This window comes from Gemmobacter aquatilis (assembly GCF_900110025.1).
GTDB classification, from domain to species: Bacteria; Pseudomonadota; Alphaproteobacteria; order Rhodobacterales; family Rhodobacteraceae; genus Gemmobacter; species Gemmobacter aquatilis.
Genome location: NZ_FOCE01000002.1, coordinates 569,722 through 586,842, shown reverse-complemented (window position 1 = coordinate 586,842; position 17,121 = coordinate 569,722). Strand labels below are relative to the sequence as shown.

Below are 17,121 nucleotides of genomic sequence, written 5' to 3'. Positions count from 1 at the left end.
TTCGGGTCGTGCCGGTCAGGGCAGAATGGTATCCGCCCGGACGGCGAAGGCGGTGGTTGCGCAGCCTTGATGGCCTGCTTTAGAAAGCCGTCATGGACCTGTTCGAAGACCCCCCCGCCCAACCCGGCAACCAGCCCGAATATACCGTGTCGGAGCTTTCCGGCGCGGTGAAGCGGGTGATCGAGGGGGAGTTTGGTCTGGTACGGGTGCGGGGCGAGGTAGGGCGGGTCAGCCGTCCGGCCTCGGGGCATCTGTATTTCGACCTGAAGGATGATCGCAGCGTGATTGCGGCGATCAGCTGGAAAGGGCAGGTGGCCAAGATGCAGACCCGCCCCGAAGAGGGGATGGAGGTCGTGGCGACTGGCCGGATGACCACCTTCCCCGGTCAGTCGAAATATCAGTTGATCGTCGAGGATGTGGCGCCTGCCGGGGCAGGCGCGCTGATGGCGATGCTGGAAAAGCGCCGCGCGGCCTTGCAGGCCGAAGGGCTGTTCGATCCGGCGCGCAAGAAGCCGATCCCGTTTCTGCCGGGGGTGATCGGGGTTGTCACCTCGCCTTCGGGGGCGGTGATCCGCGACATCCTGCACCGGCTGCGCGACCGCTTTCCGCGCCGGGTGCTGATCTGGCCGGTGGCGGTGCAGGGGCAGGCCTGCGCGCCCGAGGTGGCAGCGGCGATCCGTGGTTTCAACGCGCTGCCCGAGGGCGGGGCGATTCCGCGCCCCGATCTGATCATCGTGGCGCGGGGCGGCGGCTCGCTGGAAGACCTGTGGGGCTTCAACGAGGAAATCGTGGTGCGGGCGGCGGCGGCCAGTGCGATCCCGCTGATTTCGGCGGTGGGGCACGAGACGGATACCACGCTGATCGACTTCGCATCGGACCGGCGGGCGCCCACGCCGACGGCGGCAGCGGAAATGGCGGTTCCGGTGCGGCTGGAACTGCTGGCGGCGGTGGATGGGCTGGGCGCGCGGATCGGCACGGCCACGGTGCGCGGGCTTGGCCTGCGGGGCCAGCGGCTGCGCGATCTGTCGCGGGCGCTGCCCCGACCGGAAACGCTGACCGGCACGGCGGCGCAGCGGTTTGATACGGCGGTGCAGCGGCTGGGCGGGGCGCTGGGCATGGCGGTGGCGCGCAAACGCGCGGCGTTTGAGGCGCGGGGGGCTGGTCTGCGCCCCGAGGCGCTGCGGGGCCTGATCGCGCGGCGCGGCGATCGGCTGGAGGCACAGGGCGCGCGGCTGCTGGCGGCGCTGGCGCGGAGGCAGGAACGCGCGGTCGCGGCGCAGGACAACTGGGCCTCGCGCCTGGCCCCGGCCTTGGCGCGGCTGCTGGCGCGGGCGTCGGGCGACATTGCGGTGGGGCGCGGGCGGCTAGATCTGCTGGGCCAGCGGCTTGATGCCGCCCCGGGGCGGCGGCTGGCGCAACTGGCCGAACGGCTGGAGGCGACCGACCGGATGCGCCTGACGCTGGGCTACCGCGAAACACTGAAACGCGGCTATGCCGTGGTGCGCGGCGATGGCGCGGTGGTGACGGGCAAGGCCGACGCCGAACGCGCCGCGGTGCTGGAGATCGAGTTCAGCGACGGGCGGCTGGTGGTGGGTGGTGGGCCCGCAAAACCGGCGCGCGGTCGCAAGGCGGGCGGGCCGGATCAGGGCAGCCTGTTCTAAGCCGTCTCAGACCCCGACATCCGGCCCGGGGCAGCTGAGCGGTTTGGTGGTCTGTTCAACCTCGGTCAGTTCGGTGCCTTCCGGGTCGCCCTCGAACTGGGCTTTCAGGCGGGCGCCGTCCTGCCAGAATTTCCAGCATTGCGGATCGTTTTCGCCGTCATAGGCAAAGCAGATCAGCCCGGCCTCTTCATACCACCAGCCCTCTTTGCAGACATCCTGCGTAAAGGCCCAGCGGACGCGGCGGTTGGGCAGGTATTGTTCGGTGCCGAACACCTGCCCGCCCATCGCATAGGTCAGGGTCTTGCCCTGCGCATAGGCCTCGAACTCGGCGGCAGTCAGCGGATCACCGGCGAGCGCGGGCAGGGGGATCAGCAGCAGGGCGGCGAGGGCAAGGCGCATGTGTGGGCTCCGGTGGCGACGGGGGAAGGGTGGCACAGGGGGCGGCAAAGGGCCAGTCGCAGGTCCGTGAGCGGGGCTTGGCCAGGTATGGGGTTCAGGGTGTGCGGTTGTTCCAGGCGGCCAGCCGGGGCTGCATCAACCGCCGCCAGCGGCGTGGAAACAGCGCGATCATCGCGCAGAGCGGCAGGGAATAGGGCAGCCACGGCGCCTCGTCGGGGGACGGCAGGCGCAGCGCCGGGTAGGGGCGCGCGGGATGGGCGTGGTGATCGGAATGGCGCGGGGCATTGAGCATCACGCCTGACGAGAACCAGTGCGGCGCGTTCCAGCTGTGCCGGTCGCCCACCGGCTCCAGCCGGCCATCGGGCAGGCGGGCGCGGCTGAGCCCGTAATGCTGCACATAATCCGACAGCATCAGTTGCGCGGTGGCATAGGCCGCCAGCGCCAGCCAGACCAGTAGCCCCGGCAGCCCGGCGATCAGCGCGCCGAGGCCGAGGCAAAGCAGTGCGCCGCCGATATAGAGCGCATAGGGGTGCAGCCCCCCCGGCTGCACCGCGCGCCGGGCATTTTCGGCGCGCAGCCCGGCGCGGAAACTGCCGAAATAGGCGCGGGGCAGGAAGGCATAAAAGCTTTCATCCCCGCGCGCGCTGTTCGGATCATCGGGGGTGGCGACATGGCGGTGATGCACCAGCCGATGCGCCGAGGTGTGGTGGCCGTTCAGCAGGGTGACATAGACGGCCATGCCCAGCCGGAACAGGCCCCGGCTGCCGCGATGGATCAGCTCATGCGCGGCGGGGTTCGACACCTGACCGAAGAACTGGCCAAAGCCCAGAAACACCACCACCCGCGCCGCCAGCGACTGGCCGCTGTCGCCCGCAATCGCCCAGACCGCCAGCGGGAAGGCCACCAGATGCGCGACCCCCAGCGCCACCAGCAGCGCATCGGCGGCGGGAAACTCGGCTCCTTCCGGCGCGTCGGGAGCGACCAGCGGGATCAGGTGATCCAGCAGCGCGGTCAGCAGCCCCATATACAAGAGCCCCGGCAGCACCCAGAGCCCGCCCATCCAGATGCCCCAAAGCAGCAGCGCCAAAGGCGACAGCGCGGCGAGGCTGAACAGGATCATCGGCGGCAAGGGCTGGGCACGGGTCATGGGCGCATCCTATCAGTTCTCCCGCGCCGGGCCAGCCGCCATTGCGCCGCAGCGTCCTTACGGCCCTTCCATCCGGCGCCTGAAACGACTAGGTGGGAAAGGATAGTCCCAGCCGGGGTGCGGCCATGTCCTTCTTCAAGAAACTGAAAGACCGGATGTTCCGGTCCTCTGACAAGATCGGCGCAAGCCTTGATGCGCTGATCGAAGAGGCCCCCGCCGCCGGGGCCGAGGTGGCAAAGCCCGGCCTGTTGGGCCGCATCATCGGGCGCGAGGCGGACGAGCCGCGCCGGGTGATGGATGATGCCATGCTCGAAAACCTGGAAGAGCTGCTGATCCAGGCGGATATGGGCGTGGATACCGCGCTGCGCGTGGCGGCCAATATTGCCGAGGGGCGGATGGGCCGCCGCATCAGCACCACCGAGCTGAAACGCGCGCTGGCGGATGAGGTTGCACGGATCATGGCGCCGGTCGCGCGCCCGATGCCGCTTTACCCCAAACGCCCGCAGGTGGTGCTGGTGGTGGGGGTCAACGGCTCTGGCAAGACCACGACCATCGGCAAGCTGGCCTCGCAGTTCCGCGCGGCGGGCAAGCAGGTGGTGATCGCGGCGGGCGACACGTTCCGCGCGGCGGCGGTGGAACAATTGCAGGTCTGGGGGCAGCGCGCCGGTGTGCCGGTGCTGACGGCGCCCGAAGGATCGGACCCGGCGAGCCTTGCGTTTGACGCGATGACCCGCGCGCAGGAAACCGGCGCCGATCTGTTGCTGATCGACACGGCGGGCCGGTTGCAGAACCGTGCCGACCTGATGGAAGAACTGGCCAAGATCGTTCGCGTGATCCGCAAGAAGGACGAAACCGCGCCGCACAACACGCTGCTGGTGCTGGATGCCACCACCGGGCAGAACGCCGTGAATCAGGTGGAGACGTTCCGCAAGCTGGCCGATGTGTCGGGCCTGATCATGACCAAGCTGGACGGCACCGCCAAGGGCGGCGTGCTGGTCAGCCTTGCCGACAAGTTCGGCTTGCCGATCCACGCCATCGGCCTTGGCGAACAGATCGACGATCTGGCCCCCTTCGATCCCGAAGACTTTGCCCGCGCGCTGGTCGGGCTTGGCGATTGATCCTGCCGTGAATGCCCTGCACCGCTTCCCTTCGTCTGCGCCCAAAGCCCCCCGGCACGGCTGACACCCCGAGATGAGCGACTGGCTCCGCAGCCTTGAAGGCAGCCCGCAAGGGCATGATCTTGCCCTCGCGCTGGCCCTGCTGGCGGCGGTGCTGCACGCGCTGTTCGGGGCGTTGCAGAAGGGGCGCCATGATCCCTGGCTGTCGCGCGCGGCGATTGATGCCTCTTACGCCATCATCGCCGCCCCCTTTGCGCTGTTCGTCGTGCCCTGGCCCGAGCCGCATATGTGGCCGATCTTCGCGGGGGCTTTCGCGATCCATGCCGTCTACAAGCTGTTTCAGGCGATGACCTATGCGCGCGGCGCCTATACCGTGGTCTACCCGGTGGTGCGCGGCACCGGGCCGCTGGTGACGGTGGGCTTTGCCACGCTGGTCTTTGCCGAACATTTCACGCTTGGCCAATGGGCCGGGGTGGCGCTGCTGTCGGCTGGCATCCTCGGGCTGGCGGGCTGGAACCTCGCCCATGTCCGCGATCAGCGGGATACGATGGTGCCCGCGCTGTTTTTTGCGGCACTGACCGGCCTGTGTGTGGCGGCCTATACGACCTATGATGCTTACGGCATCCGCGCCACCGCTGACCCGTTCACCTTTCTGGCGTGGTTCTTTCTGATTGACGGGCTGCTGATGCCCGCGCTGAGCTGGCGGCGCCTGTGGGCGCTGAGCCGGGATGAGATCACACCTTTGGTGAGGCGGGGTGTGCTGGGCGCATTCGTCGCCTATTTCAGCTTTGGCGCGGTGATGCTGGCCACGCGGCTGGACAAGGTGGGTGAGGCGGCGGTGCTGCGCGAAACCTCGACCGTGTTTGCCGCCTTGATCGGCTGGCTGGTTCTGGGCGAGAAGGTGGGGCGCGCGCAGATCGCGCTGATGACGGTGATCGCGGCAGGCGCGGTCATGGTGGAAATTCTGGGGTGACGGACATGGCAGAGCGCAAGGTGAACGGCTGGGTGAAGGCGGCGCTGGAATATGGGCCGATCCTAGCCTTCTTCATAGGCTATATCCGGCTGAAGGATCACACTTTCCTGATCGGCGGGGCAGAGTATTCCGGCTTTCTGGTGGTCACCGCCGCCTTCATCCCGTTGATGGTGATCTGCACCGGGTTGATCTGGGCGCTGACCGGCAAGCTGTCGAAGATGCAGGTGGTCACCGTCATTCTGGTGGTGATCTTCGGCGGGCTGTCGGTCTGGCTGCAGGACGAGCGGTTCTTCAAGATGAAGCCCACGATGATCTATCTGCTGTTCGCAGCCGCTCTGGGCTTTGGCTTGATGCGCGGTGAAAGCTACTTGCAGGATCTGCTGGGCGAGGCGCTGCCGATGCAGCCCGAAGGCTGGATGATCCTGACCAAGCGCATCACGGTGTTTTTTCTGGGCCTGGCGATTGCAAACGAGGCGATCTGGCGCCTGATGTCCACCGACAACTGGGTGACGTTCAAGACCTTTGGCCTGCCTGCGGCCCTGTTCGCGTTCTTCATCAGCCAGAACAAGCTGTTGCAGGCCCATGCGGTGGAGAAGGAAAAGCCCTGATCCCGGCGCCTGCGCCGGATGGCGGGGGGGGGCAAGATGAGTATTTGGGCCAGGATGAAGGGGCAAGGCGCGCGCCCTGTCTTTAGCTTGGCCCAAAGGGCTGCTTAGCGTTTGAACAGCGTTTCCATCGCCTGCTTGTCCATGACCGGGGCGCGGGCTTCTGCGGCGACAGCACGGCCGCGCTGGAAGGCGGGGCGTTCGCCCAAGGCGTTCAGCCAGCGCGCCAGATGCGGCTTGTCGTCCAGCGTCTGCTGCTGCCCTTCCCACCCCATGGCCCAGGGCCAGATGGCGATATCGGCGATGGTCAGCGCGGCGCCGGTGACAAATTCCTTCTCGGCAAGCTGGCGGTCCAGCACGCCATAGAGGCGGCCCACCTCTTTGCGGTAGCGGTCCTGCGCATAGGGCAGCACCTGCGGCGGGTCCATCGCCGGGGCATATTTCAGGAAGTGATGCGCCTGCCCGGCCATGGGGCCGACGCCGCCCATCTGCCACATCAGCCATTGGTCGGTTGCCACCCGCTCCCGCTCGGTCTTGCCGTAAAGCTTGCCGGTCTTGCGGGCGAGGTATTGCAGGATCGCGCCGGATTCGAAGATCGAGATCGGCGCGCCGTCCGGCCCATCGGGATCGACAATGGCGGGCATCCGGTTGTTTGGCGCGATCTTCAGGAAATCGGGCTTGAACTGGTCGCCTGCGCCGATGTTGACGAGCGTCACCTCGTAAGGCAGGCCCAGTTCTTCCAGCGCGATGGTGATCTTGTGGCCATTGGGCGTGGGCCAGTAATGCAGCGCGATCGGGGCGGTCATGGCGGTCTCCTGTTTGCCGTGCCATGATGCGGATCTGCGGGGCAGGTGCAAGTCACGCTGATGGGAGATGGGTTGATGTGCGAAACCGGGCTGCTTGCAGATCTGCTGGCCCATGAAACCCGTGTCTGGCAGGCGCTGGTGGCGGGAGATCCAGCAGCGGATGCGGCGCTGCTGGCGGACGAATTCACCGGGCTTTACCCGGATGGCTTTGCGGGGCGCGACGATCATGCGGGGCAGTTGGCGCAGGGGCCGACCGTGGCCACTTTTACCCTGACGCAGGCGCGGGTTCTGGATCTGGCGCCGGATGTGGCGCTGCTGGCCTATCACGCGCGCTATACCCGGCCCAAAGGCGGGGCGGCGGAACAGATGTGGGTCAGTTCGATCTGGCAGCGCGCGGGGGCGGGTTGGATCAACATCTTCTCGCAGGATACCCCCTGCGATGCGCCTTTCATCCCGGTCTGACCGGCCTGCGCCACGCGCCCGGTTGACCTCGCGCCGCCGCAGGCGTATGCCGCCACCCGTGGCGCTTTGTGACCGGATTGCGGGCCACGTTAAACATTCCGCTAAAAGGGTGAGGGACGCGAGCCCCGGAGCCTTTGGTCTTCGGGGTTTTTTCTATTGCCGGAGGGCAGCCATGAGCAAGGACTGGAAGACGCGCACGACTTTGGTGCATGAGGGCAGCCGCCGCAGCCAATATGGCGAGATGGCCGAGGCGATCTTTCTGACGCAGGGCTTCGTCTACCCGACCGCCGAGGCGGCCGAGGCGCGGTTCCTCAAGATCGAGGGCGACGAGTTCATCTATGCCCGCTACGGCAACCCGACCACCCGGATGTTCGAAGAACGCATCGCGGCGCTGGAAGGCACCGAGGATGCGTTTGCCACCGCCTCGGGGATGGCTGCCGTCAATGGCGCGCTGGTGTCGCTGCTGCGGGCGGGCGATCATGTGGTGTCGAGCCGGGCGCTGTTCGGGTCGTGCCTGTATATCCTTGAAGATGTTCTGGGCCGCTTCGGGGTCGAGGTGACCTTCGTCGATGGTGCCGATCTGGACCAGTGGCGCGCCGCGATGCGCCCGGGCGTCACCAAGGCCGCGTTCTTCGAAAGCATGTCGAACCCGACGCTGGAGCTGGTGGATATTCGCGGCGTGGCCGAGATTGCCCATGCGGCCGGGGCGCTGGTGATCGTGGACAATGTGTTTGCCACGCCGATCTTCAGCCGCGCGGTGGAGCAGGGGGCGGATGTCGTCGTCTATTCCACCACCAAACATATCGACGGGCAGGGGCGCGCCCTTGGCGGGGTGATCTGCGGCACGACCGAGTTCGTGCGCAAGGTGGCCGAGCCCTACATGAAACACACCGGCGGCTCGATGAGCCCGTTCACCAGCTGGATCATGCTGAATGGCATGGCGACGCTGGACCTGCGCTGCCGCGCTATGGCCGACAGCGCCGCCAGGATTGCGCTGGCGCTGGAGGGCGATGCCCGGCTGGGCCGGGTGATCTATCCGGGGCTGGCCAGCCATCCGCAGCATGATCTGGCCATGGCACAGATGGGCTCGGGCGGCACGATGATCGCCTTCGACATCACGGCGGGCAAGGAGGCGGCATTCCGCTTCATGAACGCGTTGGAAATCATCAAGATTTCCAACAATCTGGGGGACGCAAAATCCATTGCGACCCACCCGGCCACCACGACCCACCAGCGCCTGCCGCAGCCGCAGAAGGACGCGCTCGGGATCACGCCGGGGTTGATCCGGCTGTCGGTCGGGCTGGAGGATGCGGGCGATCTGATCGCCGATCTGAAGCGCGCGCTGGATCAGGTGTAACGAGGCAGGGGGGCTGTCTGCCCCCCTCTTGGCCTGCGGCCAATTCACCCCCCGAGGATATTTCCGGACAGAAAATGCGGGCGGTGCGGCTCTGTTCATTTTCTGTCTGAAAATATCCCGGGGGTCCGGGGCAGAGCCCCCCGGCGCGTGCCAGAGGCGGGGCGATTTCGGCATGGGGCTGGTCTGGCCACCGCAATTTGGTGATCCGATGTCGGCTTTGATGCGTAGAACATCGGCAAGGGTTGGATCGGGGGACAGAATCCCCATATGATGACTCTGCGACCATGGCATCTGCACGGGGAGCGCGCGCGATGAATATCCACACGCCGGAGATCGACCGGAAACCCAGCCGCGAGGAGGCCGAAGCCGCTTTGCGCCTGTTGCGGCAATGGGCCGGAAAAGCCACGGATCGCGAGATCGCCGAGGTAGACCCGTCCGCCAGGGCCTTGCTGGGGGATGGCTATCCCGATCTGGTGCGCGACTATCCGGCAGAGTTCCGGGTGGATGCCGCCTACAAGGACACGCTGCCCGATCTGCAGAACGGCCCTGCCAGCCTGATCCGGGGCGCCAAGACCCAGATCCAGCATGTCGGCATTTCCAACTTCCGTCTGCCGATCCGTTATCGCACCCGCGATGCGGGCGAGGTGCTGCTGGAAACCTCGGTCACGGGCACGGTGAGCCTTGAGGCCGAGAAGAAGGGCATCAACATGAGCCGCATCATGCGGTCGTTTTATGCCCATGCCGAGCGGGACTTCAGCTTTGATGTGATCGAGCACGCGCTGGAGGATTACAAGCGCGATCTGGAAAGCTTCGATGCGCGCATCCAGATGCGGTTTTCCTTTCCGGTGAAGGTGCCCTCGCTGCGGTCCGGCCTGTCGGGCTGGCAGTATTACGACATCGCGCTGGAACTGGTGGATCGGGCGGGCGAGCGTCTGAAGATCATGCATCTGGATTATGTCTATTCCAGCACCTGCCCCTGTTCGCTGGAGCTTTCGGAACATGCGCGCCGCACGCGCGGGCAATTGGCCACGCCGCATTCGCAGCGCTCCGTCGCGCGGATTTCGGTGGTGCTGCAGCCGGGGCGTTGCCTGTGGTTCGAGGATCTGATCGCATTGTGCCGCGCCGCTGTCCCGACCGAAACGCAGGTCATGGTAAAGCGCGAGGACGAGCAGGCCTTTGCCGAGTTGAACGCCGCCAACCCGATCTTTGTCGAAGATGCGGCGCGGCTGTTCTGTGCGCAGTTGCAGGCCGATCCCCGCGTGGGCGATTTCCGGGTGGTGGCCAGCCATCAGGAAAGCCTGCACAGCCATGATGCGGTCAGCCTGCTGACCTCGGGGCCGACCTTTGCGCAGGCAAGCCTTGACCCCCGCCTGTTTGGTACGCTGTTCCATATCGGCTGATTTGCAGCCTGCAAGCGGTGGCTTGACTTCACCCCCGGTGGCGGACAAGGCTCCGCCACCATGATCGACCTTGCCCCTGTCGCCAATATCCTTGGCCGGTTGTTGCTGCTTCTGGGCAGCCTGATGCTGATTCCCGCCGCACTGGACTGGGCGATGGACAATGGCAATGCCAGTGCCATGGTGCAGGCGGCGATCATCACAGCCGGGGTGGGGGGCTGTGTAACGCTGGCCACGCAAGGCGCGCTGCGCCGCGCCTTTGACATCCGTTCGGCCTTTCTGCTGACCTTCGGGATCTGGGTGCTGACCCCGCTGGCGGGGGCACTGCCGCTCATGCTAGGGGCGCCGCACCTGTCTTTCACCGATGCCTATTTCGAGGCAGTGTCGGGCATCACCACCACCGGATCGACGGTGATTGTCGGGCTGACCGACCTGCCGGCGGGCATGAACCTGTGGCGCGGGATGCTCAACTGGCTGGGCGGGCTGGGGATCGCCTTCATCGCGATGATCTTCCTGCCGGTGATGCGGGTGGGGGGGATGCAGTTCTTCAAGACCGAGGGGTTTGACACCTTCGGCAAAATCCTGCCGCGCGCCAGTGACATCGCGCTGTCGCTGGTGGGGGTCTATGCCGGGCTGACCGTGGCTTGCCTGCTGGTCTACAAGGCGATCGGAATGAATGCGCTGGATGCGGTGGTCAATGCCTTTGCCACGGTCGCCACTGGCGGGTTTTCGCCGCAGGACAGTTCGTTCTCCGTCTATTCTGGGGCTGGGGAATATGCCGGGGCCTTCTTCATGGCGATTTCGGCCATGCCCTATATCCGCTATGTGCAGATGGTGACCGGGCGCAGCGGCGCCTTGTGGCGCGACCCTCAGGTGCGCTCTTACGTCGTGTGGATGGCAGCGGCGACGCTGGCGGTGACGGCGTGGCGCGTGCTGACCAGCGGTGACAGCCCCGAGCCGGTATTCCGCGAGACACTGTTCAACATCGTGTCGATCATGACCGGGACGGGGTTCTTTTCCGGCAGTTTCGGCGGCTGGGGGGGCTTTGCGCTGGTCGTGGCCTTTGTCGTCGGGGTGATTGGTGGCTGTTCGGGGTCATCCTCCGGCGGGCTGACGGTATTCCGCACGCAGGTGGCGATGAGCGCGGTGCGTGCCCAGATGCGCCTGATCGCCGAGCCGCACCGGGTGGAGCCGGTGCGCTATGCCGGACGCTCGGTGGATGCCGAAACGCTCAACGGGGTTACCATGTTCGTGACCAGCTACATCCTGTTGATCGGGGTGCTCAGCGTGGGTCTGACGCTGACCGGCGCCGATCTGCAATCGGCGATCTTCTCGATCTGGTCGTCTCTGGGGAATATCGGTTACGGGATCGGGCCGATGGTGGCCGAGACCGGCACCTATATTGATTTCCCGACGGCGGCGAAGTGGATCATGATCGTCACCATGTTGCTGGGGCGGTTGTCGTTGCTGGCGATTTTCGTGGTGGTGATGCCGCGCTTCTGGCGGGGCTGAACGCAAAGGGCCGCCCGGTGAGGGGCGGCCCTTGCCGTTACGCCTTGGCAGGACTTACCAGCAGGAAACCAGCACGGTCATGCCGGTGGCAAGGCGGCTCAGATCCTCAGGGGCCAAGGCGCCTTTGCTTTCTGCCGCGCGGGGCGTGATGCCGGCAGCAGCAAGGCGGGGGGCAAGGGCTGCGGCTTGCAGTGCATGGCTGACCGAGGCGGGCAGTTTGCGTGGCGCGCTGTCATCGCGCGGCAGCAGCATCCCGATCACCGCGCCCGATCCATCCAGCACCGGCCCACCCGCATCGCCCGGCAGAACCTCCATCTCCAGCCGCGCCAGCGCGGCTTCGCCATCCAGCCCCTTCACATCGGCCAGCGCGCCATAGGTCAGCGTTGGTGCGGGCAAGGTGTCGCCATAGCTGTAGCCCGACACGGCCACCTCTTGCCCGATGCGTGGCTGTCCGCTGAGCAATGCGGCAACTGCGGGCGGCGACAACTGGCTGCGTGGCTTCAGCAGCGCCAGCCCCGTGGCCGCATCCGAAAACACCACATCCGCCTCGACCCGCAGATCCAGCGTCACACGGTTGCAGCCTTCCACCGCCTCGCGCGTGGTCAGCACGGCGCCCCCGGCATCGACGTAAAAGCCGCTGCGCGAAAATTCCGGCCGCCGCACTTCCAGACCCGACAGCAGGCCGCGGCGGCTGTCTTCGGCCATCGGCACCAGACCGGGGTCCAGCGCCTTGTCCCCGACCGAGCGGAAGCTGGCCTGCATCGCCGCCAGCACGCGATCCATACCATCCTCGGCGCGCGGATCCCAGACCAGCATATAGCCCTTCACCAGCCCTTTCGACAGTTCGACATAGCTGTGGCTGGCCACCATCGGGCTGCGCCCGTCGATGGTGAAGCTGCGTTCGGAGCGGCTGCGCGGGCCGTCCAGCGGCACGTCTTCCAGCGTTTGCAGCACGTCATAGAGGCCGTACAGCGTGGACTGATCGCCGGGTTGCGAGATTAGGATCACCTTCACCCCCGAACCACCTTTGGCGCGGTAATGCACGAAGGGCGGCTCGTAATGGTCGAACTCCACCAGCGCGGTCGGCAGAGTGATCTCGATCCCGGCCTCTTCCTCGGTCAGCAGTTGCAGGCCAAGGGCGGCTTGCGCCGTCTCATAGGCGGCCAGCAGGCTGTCGCGTTGGGCGGTGGTCAGGATGCCTGTCGGCTCCAGCCCGTTGGCTTCTTGCCAGGCGGCCATGCTCTTGCGGGTGCCGGGGCCAAAAGCGCCGTCGATGCGGGCGGCATAGAAGCCGAACCATTGCAGGGCGGTCTGTAATTCTTGTCGCGCTTCGGGGCTCAGCGCAGCCTCTGCGGCGCGGGCTTCTTCCGGGGTTTCCTCCATCGGGATGACGGGTGGGATAACGGGCGGGGCGGGTTCGGCCACCACCTCCGGCACGGCGGCGGGCGGTGTCAGAGTCAGGCCCTGCGGAAAGAATGGCGCGCCCAGTGTGGCCGCTTCGGCGATGAAGCTGTCGCGGGGGATCAGGCCTTCGCGTTTCAGCTTGCCCAGTTGATCCTCGGCCGCGTCGCGTTGAAGATAGGGGCCAAGGGCGATGGCGAACCAGCCGCTGCGCATCGAAAACCCGGCCACATCGGGGAACAGCGCGGCATAGGCGCGCGCGCGATCCTCTGCCGCTGCAAGGCCGGGCTGCGCCTCGATCTGCAGCCAGAACTGCTCTTGCGCCCGGGCCGTCGATCCGAAGGCCGCCAGCATCACAAGGCCGAGCAGAAAAATCAGGTGTTTCATTGCTGCTAATGTCCTGTCACATCGAATTGCCCGCAGCGTTACACGGGCCACGCGGCCAGTGCAAACAGGCGATGGGGGGGCGAATTCTGACAGTTGCGCGAGCGGGCCCTCATTGACGCTTTCGCGCCTGATGCCTATGGAAGCACAGCTTTCCGAAAAGGTCCGCCCGAGAGGTCCAGATGCCCGCAGCCGATACCCCCCGCAGCTTTCAGGAAATCATCCTGCGCCTGATGACCTACTGGGGCGCACAGGGCTGCGCCGTGCTGCAGCCCTATGACATGGAGGTGGGGGCGGGCACCTTCCACCCGGCGACCACGCTGCGCAGCCTTGGCAACAAGCCCTGGGCCGCCGCCTATGTGCAACCCTCGCGCCGCCCGACCGACGGGCGCTATGGCGAGAACCCCAACCGCCTGCAGCATTATTACCAATATCAGGTGCTGATCAAACCCTCGCCGCCGAACCTGCAGGATCTGTATCTGGGCAGCCTGGATGCCATCGGCATCGACACCGCGCTGCATGACATCCGCTTTGTCGAGGATGACTGGGAAAGCCCCACTCTGGGCGCCTGGGGTCTGGGATGGGAGGTCTGGTGCGACGGGATGGAAGTCAGCCAGTTCACCTATTTCCAGCAGGTCGGCGGCCATGACTGCCGCCCGGTGTCGGGCGAGCTGACCTATGGGTTGGAGCGTCTGGCCATGTATGTGCTGGGCATCGACCATGTGATGGACATGCCGTTCAACGATCCGTCCTCGCCCATCCCACTGAAATACGGCGATATCTTCCGCCAGACCGAGGAAGAATACTCGCGCCACAATTTCGACGGTGCCGATACCGACAAACTGTTCCGCAACTTTGCCGAGGCCGAGGCTGAATGTGAACGCTTGCTGGCCTTCGATCCGGCGGACCCCAACAGCGGCAAGCGGATCATCATGGCCCACCCGGCCTATGACCAGTGCATCAAGGCCAGCCACCTGTTCAACCTGCTGGATGCGCGCGGCGTGATTTCCGTCACCGAACGGCAGGCCTATATTGGCCGCGTCCGCGCGCTTGCCAAGCAATGCGCCGATGCCTTTGTGCAGACCGAAGCGGGCGCCTCGGTGGAGGCTGTGGCGTGAATGGCAAGATCGTCGCAGGAGGGCTGGTCGTGATTGCTGCCGTTGCCGGTATCGCGATGTATTACCTGCAGGTCTACGCCTTCTACGAACCCGCGCGGTTCGAGCCGGGGGCGGAAATCGCGCTGACCCCGATCCTGGGCGAAGCGCCCGAGGTGATCCTGGCCGACAATGTGCAGGGCATCGACGCCACCTCGTCGCCGCTGCGCTTTCGCGCCTGTTTCCACACGCCGCTGACGCAAGCCATGCTGACCGAGACCTACAAGGTCTATGACGCCGCCCAACCGCTGGTGGCGCCCGGCTGGTTCGACTGTTTCGATGCGGGCCAGATCACCACCGCGCTGGAAACCGGCGAAGCCATCGCCTTCCTTTCTGTGCAAGACATCGTGCCGGGTGTCGATCGTGTTGTCGCCGTCTTTCCCGACGGGCGCGCCTTCGCCTGGCACCAGCTCAACGACAAGCTGAAAGAAGATCCCAATGCCCGAACTCTTGATTGAACTCTTCTCCGAGGAAATCCCGGCGCGGATGCAGGGGCGTGCGCGCGAGGATCTGAAGAAACTGGTCACCGACGGGCTGGTTGCGGCGGGGCTGACCTATGAAAGCGCCGGGGCGTTCTCGACGCCGCGCCGCCTGACGCTGACGATTCACGGCCTGACCGCCGAAAGCCGCGCCGTGCGCGAGGAACGCAAGGGCCCGCGCACCGATGCGCCCGCCGCCGCACTTGACGGGTTCTTGCGCGCCACGGGGCTGACGCTGGACCAGTTGGAAAAACGCGCCGACAAGAAGGCCGAGGTCTATTTCGCCGTCCTCGAAAAGCCGGGCCGCAAGGCTGCCGAGATCGTGGCCGAGGTGCTGGAAACCGCCATCCGCACCTTCCCCTGGCCGAAATCCATGCGCTGGGGGTCTGGCAACCTGCGCTGGGTGCGCCCGCTCCATTCCATCCTGTGCCTGCTGAGCGATGAGGGCGGGGCCGAGGTTGTGCCGCTGAATGTCGATGGCATCGTGGCGGGCAACACCACTGGCGGCCACCGCTTCATGTCGCCCGCGCGCTTCCCGGTGACGGGCTTTGACGATTACACCGCCAAGCTGCGCCGCGCCTTCGTGATGCTGGACAGCGCCGAACGCGAGGCACATATCTGGAATGATGCGCAAAATCAGGCCTTTGCGCGGGGTCTTGAAGTCGTGCCCGATGCCGGGCTGCTGACCGAGGTGGCCGGGCTGGTGGAATGGCCGGTGGTGCTGATGGGCGCCATTGGCGAGGCCTTCCTGCATCTGCCGCCCGAGGTTCTGCAAACCTCGATGCGCGAACATCAGAAATTCTTCTCGGTCAAGAACCCGAAAACTGGCCGGATCGAAGGCTTCGTGACCGTCGCCAACCGCGAAACCGCCGACCATGGCGCTACGATCCTGCAGGGCAACCTGAAGGTGCTGTCGGCGCGCCTGTCGGATGCGAAATTCTTCTGGGAGAATGACCTGCGCGAGGCGAAGGCGGGGATGACCGGCTGGGTCGAGGGCCTGAAATCGGTGACCTTCCACAACAAGCTCGGGTCACAGGCCGACCGGATCGCGCGGATCGCCGCGCTGGCGCGCGAGATCGCGCCCTTGGTCGGCGCCGATGCCGATCAGGCCGAACAGGCCGCCCGCATTGCCAAGCTGGACCTGCGCTCTGCCATGGTGGGCGAGTTCCCGGAACTGCAAGGCACGATGGGCCGCTATTACGCGCTGGAGGCGGGCCAACCCGAAGCCGTCGCCAACGCCGCCCGCGATCACTACTCGCCGCTGGGGCCATCGGATGCCGTGCCAACCGAGCCGGTATCGGTGGCCGTGGCGCTGGCCGACAAGATCGACACGCTGACCGGCTTCTGGGCGATTGACGAGAAACCCACGGGGAGCAAAGACCCCTTCGCGCTGCGTCGCGCCGCGCTGGGGGTGATTAGGTTGGTGCTGGGGAATGGGGTGCGGGTTGGGCTGGAACAGCAGTTTAGGGACGGCTTGGCGGAGTCAGAGTGGTGCAGACTGAACTCCAATCAGGCAAGTTTCTTACTCGCCGTTAAGCACGCGCGTGCTACATTTTCAGAGGACTTCATCAACAAGTATGATGGTCAGATTGAAAGATTTCGAGGCACACCTGAAGCGTTTGCAAAGTTTTTTGATGACGCGATGGATAACGGCCTGATGGGTGTTTACCGGCAAGAGCGTGTGCCTGAACTTGTCTCCGACCTCCTCACCTTCTTCCACGACCGCCTAAAAGTCTTCCTCCGCGATCAAGGCATCCGTCACGATGTGATCGACGCCTGTCTCGCCATGCCCGGCAATGACGACCTCACTCTGCTGGTGAAGCGGGCCGAGGCGTTGCAGGCCTTCCTGAAAACCGAAGACGGCACCAACCTGCTGCAAGGCTTCAAGCGCGCGAACAATATCCTCACCCAGGCCGAACAGAAGGACGGGGTGGAGTATTCCTTCGGCGCCGATCCGAAATTCGCGGAAACCGACGAAGAACGCGCCCTGTTTGCCGCGCTCGATGCGGGCGAGGCGGCGATCAAGCCTGCCATGGCCGCCGAGGATTTCGCCGCCGCCATGGCCGCCATGGCCAAATTGCGCGCGCCGATCGACGCTTTCTTTACCGCCGTGCAGGTCAATAGCGACAATGCCATCGTCCGCCGCAACCGGCTGAACCTGCTGCACCGCATCCGTGCGCTGGTGGCGCAGGTCGCCGATCTGACCAAGGTCGAAGGCTGATCCCAAAAGGCCTGCGGGGGGCCGTCGGCCCCCCGCCACCTCTCC

At 65.8% G+C, this 17,121-nt stretch carries 15 protein-coding genes and 1 riboswitch; of the genes, 11 read left to right on the top strand and 4 right to left on the bottom strand.

Annotation, left to right across the window (positions count from 1 at the left end; all coding sequences use genetic code 11):
• Positions 1–92 precede the first annotated feature (92 nt).
• On the top strand, positions 93–1,661 hold the full coding sequence (gene xseA / locus BMX43_RS06605) for an exodeoxyribonuclease VII large subunit (RefSeq protein WP_091298788.1): 1,569 nt from the start codon (positions 93–95) through the stop codon (positions 1,659–1,661).
• Positions 1,662–1,667: 6 nt separating this feature from the next.
• Here the strand turns inward: xseA and BMX43_RS06600 are convergent, their stop codons facing one another.
• Entirely contained in the window at positions 1,668–2,060 is a 393-nt protein-coding gene (locus BMX43_RS06600) for a hypothetical protein (RefSeq protein WP_091298783.1), read from the bottom strand.
• A 94-nt stretch (positions 2,061–2,154) separates the two neighbouring features.
• A complete protein-coding gene (locus BMX43_RS06595) occupies positions 2,155–3,207 on the bottom strand; it encodes an alkane 1-monooxygenase (RefSeq protein WP_245749392.1) in 1,053 nt (350 codons plus the stop codon).
• A gap of 125 nt (positions 3,208–3,332) precedes the next feature.
• On the opposite strand from BMX43_RS06595, the gene ftsY reads away from it, so the two are divergent.
• The 3 genes from ftsY (at position 3,333) to BMX43_RS06580 (ending at position 5,906) form a co-directional block, all read left to right on the top strand.
• Positions 3,333–4,325, top strand: coding sequence for a signal recognition particle-docking protein FtsY (gene ftsY, locus BMX43_RS06590; RefSeq protein WP_091298779.1), 993 nt, complete (start codon positions 3,333–3,335; stop codon positions 4,323–4,325).
• Positions 4,326–4,398: 73 nt separating this feature from the next.
• On the top strand, positions 4,399–5,298 hold the full coding sequence (locus BMX43_RS06585; RefSeq protein WP_091298775.1) for an EamA family transporter: 900 nt from the start codon (positions 4,399–4,401) through the stop codon (positions 5,296–5,298).
• A gap of 5 nt (positions 5,299–5,303) precedes the next feature.
• On the top strand, positions 5,304–5,906 hold the full coding sequence (locus BMX43_RS06580) for an inner membrane-spanning protein YciB (protein WP_091298772.1): 603 nt from the start codon (positions 5,304–5,306) through the stop codon (positions 5,904–5,906).
• A 104-nt stretch (positions 5,907–6,010) separates the two neighbouring features.
• On the opposite strand, the gene BMX43_RS06575 is transcribed toward BMX43_RS06580, so the two are convergent.
• Complete coding sequence (locus BMX43_RS06575) at positions 6,011–6,709, bottom strand: glutathione S-transferase N-terminal domain-containing protein (RefSeq protein ID WP_091298769.1); 699 nt, start codon at positions 6,707–6,709, stop codon at positions 6,011–6,013.
• Positions 6,710–6,784: 75 nt separating this feature from the next.
• On the opposite strand from BMX43_RS06575, the gene BMX43_RS06570 reads away from it, so the two are divergent.
• The 4 genes from BMX43_RS06570 (at position 6,785) to BMX43_RS06555 (ending at position 11,437) form a co-directional block, all read left to right on the top strand.
• Complete coding sequence (locus BMX43_RS06570) at positions 6,785–7,171, top strand: nuclear transport factor 2 family protein (RefSeq protein WP_245749391.1); 387 nt, start codon at positions 6,785–6,787, stop codon at positions 7,169–7,171.
• A 48-nt stretch (positions 7,172–7,219) separates the two neighbouring features.
• Positions 7,220–7,297: riboswitch (SAM riboswitch) on the top strand.
• Between the two features lie 46 nt (positions 7,298–7,343).
• Positions 7,344–8,528 carry an O-succinylhomoserine sulfhydrylase gene (gene metZ / locus BMX43_RS06565; RefSeq protein WP_091298766.1) on the top strand — a complete coding sequence of 395 codons (1,185 nt, stop codon included), beginning with the start codon at positions 7,344–7,346 and terminating at the stop codon, positions 8,526–8,528.
• A gap of 311 nt (positions 8,529–8,839) precedes the next feature.
• Positions 8,840–9,928 (top strand): GTP cyclohydrolase FolE2, encoded by a 1,089-nt coding sequence (gene folE2, locus BMX43_RS06560; RefSeq protein WP_091298763.1) that lies wholly within the window; start codon positions 8,840–8,842, stop codon positions 9,926–9,928.
• Positions 9,929–9,988: 60 nt separating this feature from the next.
• Positions 9,989–11,437 (top strand): TrkH family potassium uptake protein, encoded by a 1,449-nt coding sequence (locus BMX43_RS06555; RefSeq protein ID WP_091298760.1) that lies wholly within the window; start codon positions 9,989–9,991, stop codon positions 11,435–11,437.
• A gap of 54 nt (positions 11,438–11,491) precedes the next feature.
• Here the strand turns inward: BMX43_RS06555 and BMX43_RS06550 are convergent, their stop codons facing one another.
• Positions 11,492–13,225, bottom strand: coding sequence for a serine protease (locus BMX43_RS06550; RefSeq protein ID WP_091298757.1), 1,734 nt, complete (start codon positions 13,223–13,225; stop codon positions 11,492–11,494).
• Positions 13,226–13,404: 179 nt separating this feature from the next.
• Between BMX43_RS06550 and BMX43_RS06545 the strand changes: the two genes are divergently transcribed.
• From BMX43_RS06545 to glyS, 3 genes are read left to right on the top strand one after another with little or no spacing between them, the layout of a single operon-like run.
• Positions 13,405–14,340: a glycine--tRNA ligase subunit alpha gene (locus tag BMX43_RS06545; RefSeq protein ID WP_091298755.1), complete on the top strand. Its 936-nt coding sequence runs from the start codon at positions 13,405–13,407 to the stop codon at positions 14,338–14,340.
• On the top strand, positions 14,337–14,834 hold the full coding sequence (locus BMX43_RS06540) for a DUF6446 family protein (protein ID WP_091298751.1): 498 nt from the start codon (positions 14,337–14,339) through the stop codon (positions 14,832–14,834). The genes BMX43_RS06545 and BMX43_RS06540 overlap by 4 nt, the downstream gene beginning before the upstream one ends.
• Complete coding sequence (glyS, locus tag BMX43_RS06535) at positions 14,815–17,076, top strand: glycine--tRNA ligase subunit beta (protein WP_091298748.1); 2,262 nt, start codon at positions 14,815–14,817, stop codon at positions 17,074–17,076. Before BMX43_RS06540 ends, glyS begins: the two co-directional genes overlap by 20 nt.
• Positions 17,077–17,121 lie beyond the last annotated feature (45 nt).

What these genes read in the sequence shown, in the direction of transcription:
- xseA (WP_091298788.1), top strand. Translation starts at nt 93, where the DNA reads ATGGACCTGTTCGAAGACCCCCCCGCCCAACCCGGCAACCAGCCCGAA.
- BMX43_RS06600 (WP_091298783.1), bottom strand. Translation starts at nt 2,060, where the DNA reads ATGCGCCTTGCCCTCGCCGCCCTGCTGCTGATCCCCCTGCCCGCGCTC.
- BMX43_RS06595 (WP_245749392.1), bottom strand. Translation starts at nt 3,207, where the DNA reads ATGACCCGTGCCCAGCCCTTGCCGCCGATGATCCTGTTCAGCCTCGCC.
- ftsY (WP_091298779.1), top strand. Translation starts at nt 3,333, where the DNA reads ATGTCCTTCTTCAAGAAACTGAAAGACCGGATGTTCCGGTCCTCTGAC.
- BMX43_RS06585 (WP_091298775.1), top strand. Translation starts at nt 4,399, where the DNA reads ATGAGCGACTGGCTCCGCAGCCTTGAAGGCAGCCCGCAAGGGCATGAT.
- BMX43_RS06580 (WP_091298772.1), top strand. Translation starts at nt 5,304, where the DNA reads ATGGCAGAGCGCAAGGTGAACGGCTGGGTGAAGGCGGCGCTGGAATAT.
- BMX43_RS06575 (WP_091298769.1), bottom strand. Translation starts at nt 6,709, where the DNA reads ATGACCGCCCCGATCGCGCTGCATTACTGGCCCACGCCCAATGGCCAC.
- BMX43_RS06570 (WP_245749391.1), top strand. Translation starts at nt 6,785, where the DNA reads ATGTGCGAAACCGGGCTGCTTGCAGATCTGCTGGCCCATGAAACCCGT.
- metZ (WP_091298766.1), top strand. Translation starts at nt 7,344, where the DNA reads ATGAGCAAGGACTGGAAGACGCGCACGACTTTGGTGCATGAGGGCAGC.
- folE2 (WP_091298763.1), top strand. Translation starts at nt 8,840, where the DNA reads ATGAATATCCACACGCCGGAGATCGACCGGAAACCCAGCCGCGAGGAG.
- BMX43_RS06555 (WP_091298760.1), top strand. Translation starts at nt 9,989, where the DNA reads ATGATCGACCTTGCCCCTGTCGCCAATATCCTTGGCCGGTTGTTGCTG.
- BMX43_RS06550 (WP_091298757.1), bottom strand. Translation starts at nt 13,225, where the DNA reads ATGAAACACCTGATTTTTCTGCTCGGCCTTGTGATGCTGGCGGCCTTC.
- BMX43_RS06545 (WP_091298755.1), top strand. Translation starts at nt 13,405, where the DNA reads ATGCCCGCAGCCGATACCCCCCGCAGCTTTCAGGAAATCATCCTGCGC.
- glyS (WP_091298748.1), top strand. Translation starts at nt 14,815, where the DNA reads ATGCCCGAACTCTTGATTGAACTCTTCTCCGAGGAAATCCCGGCGCGG.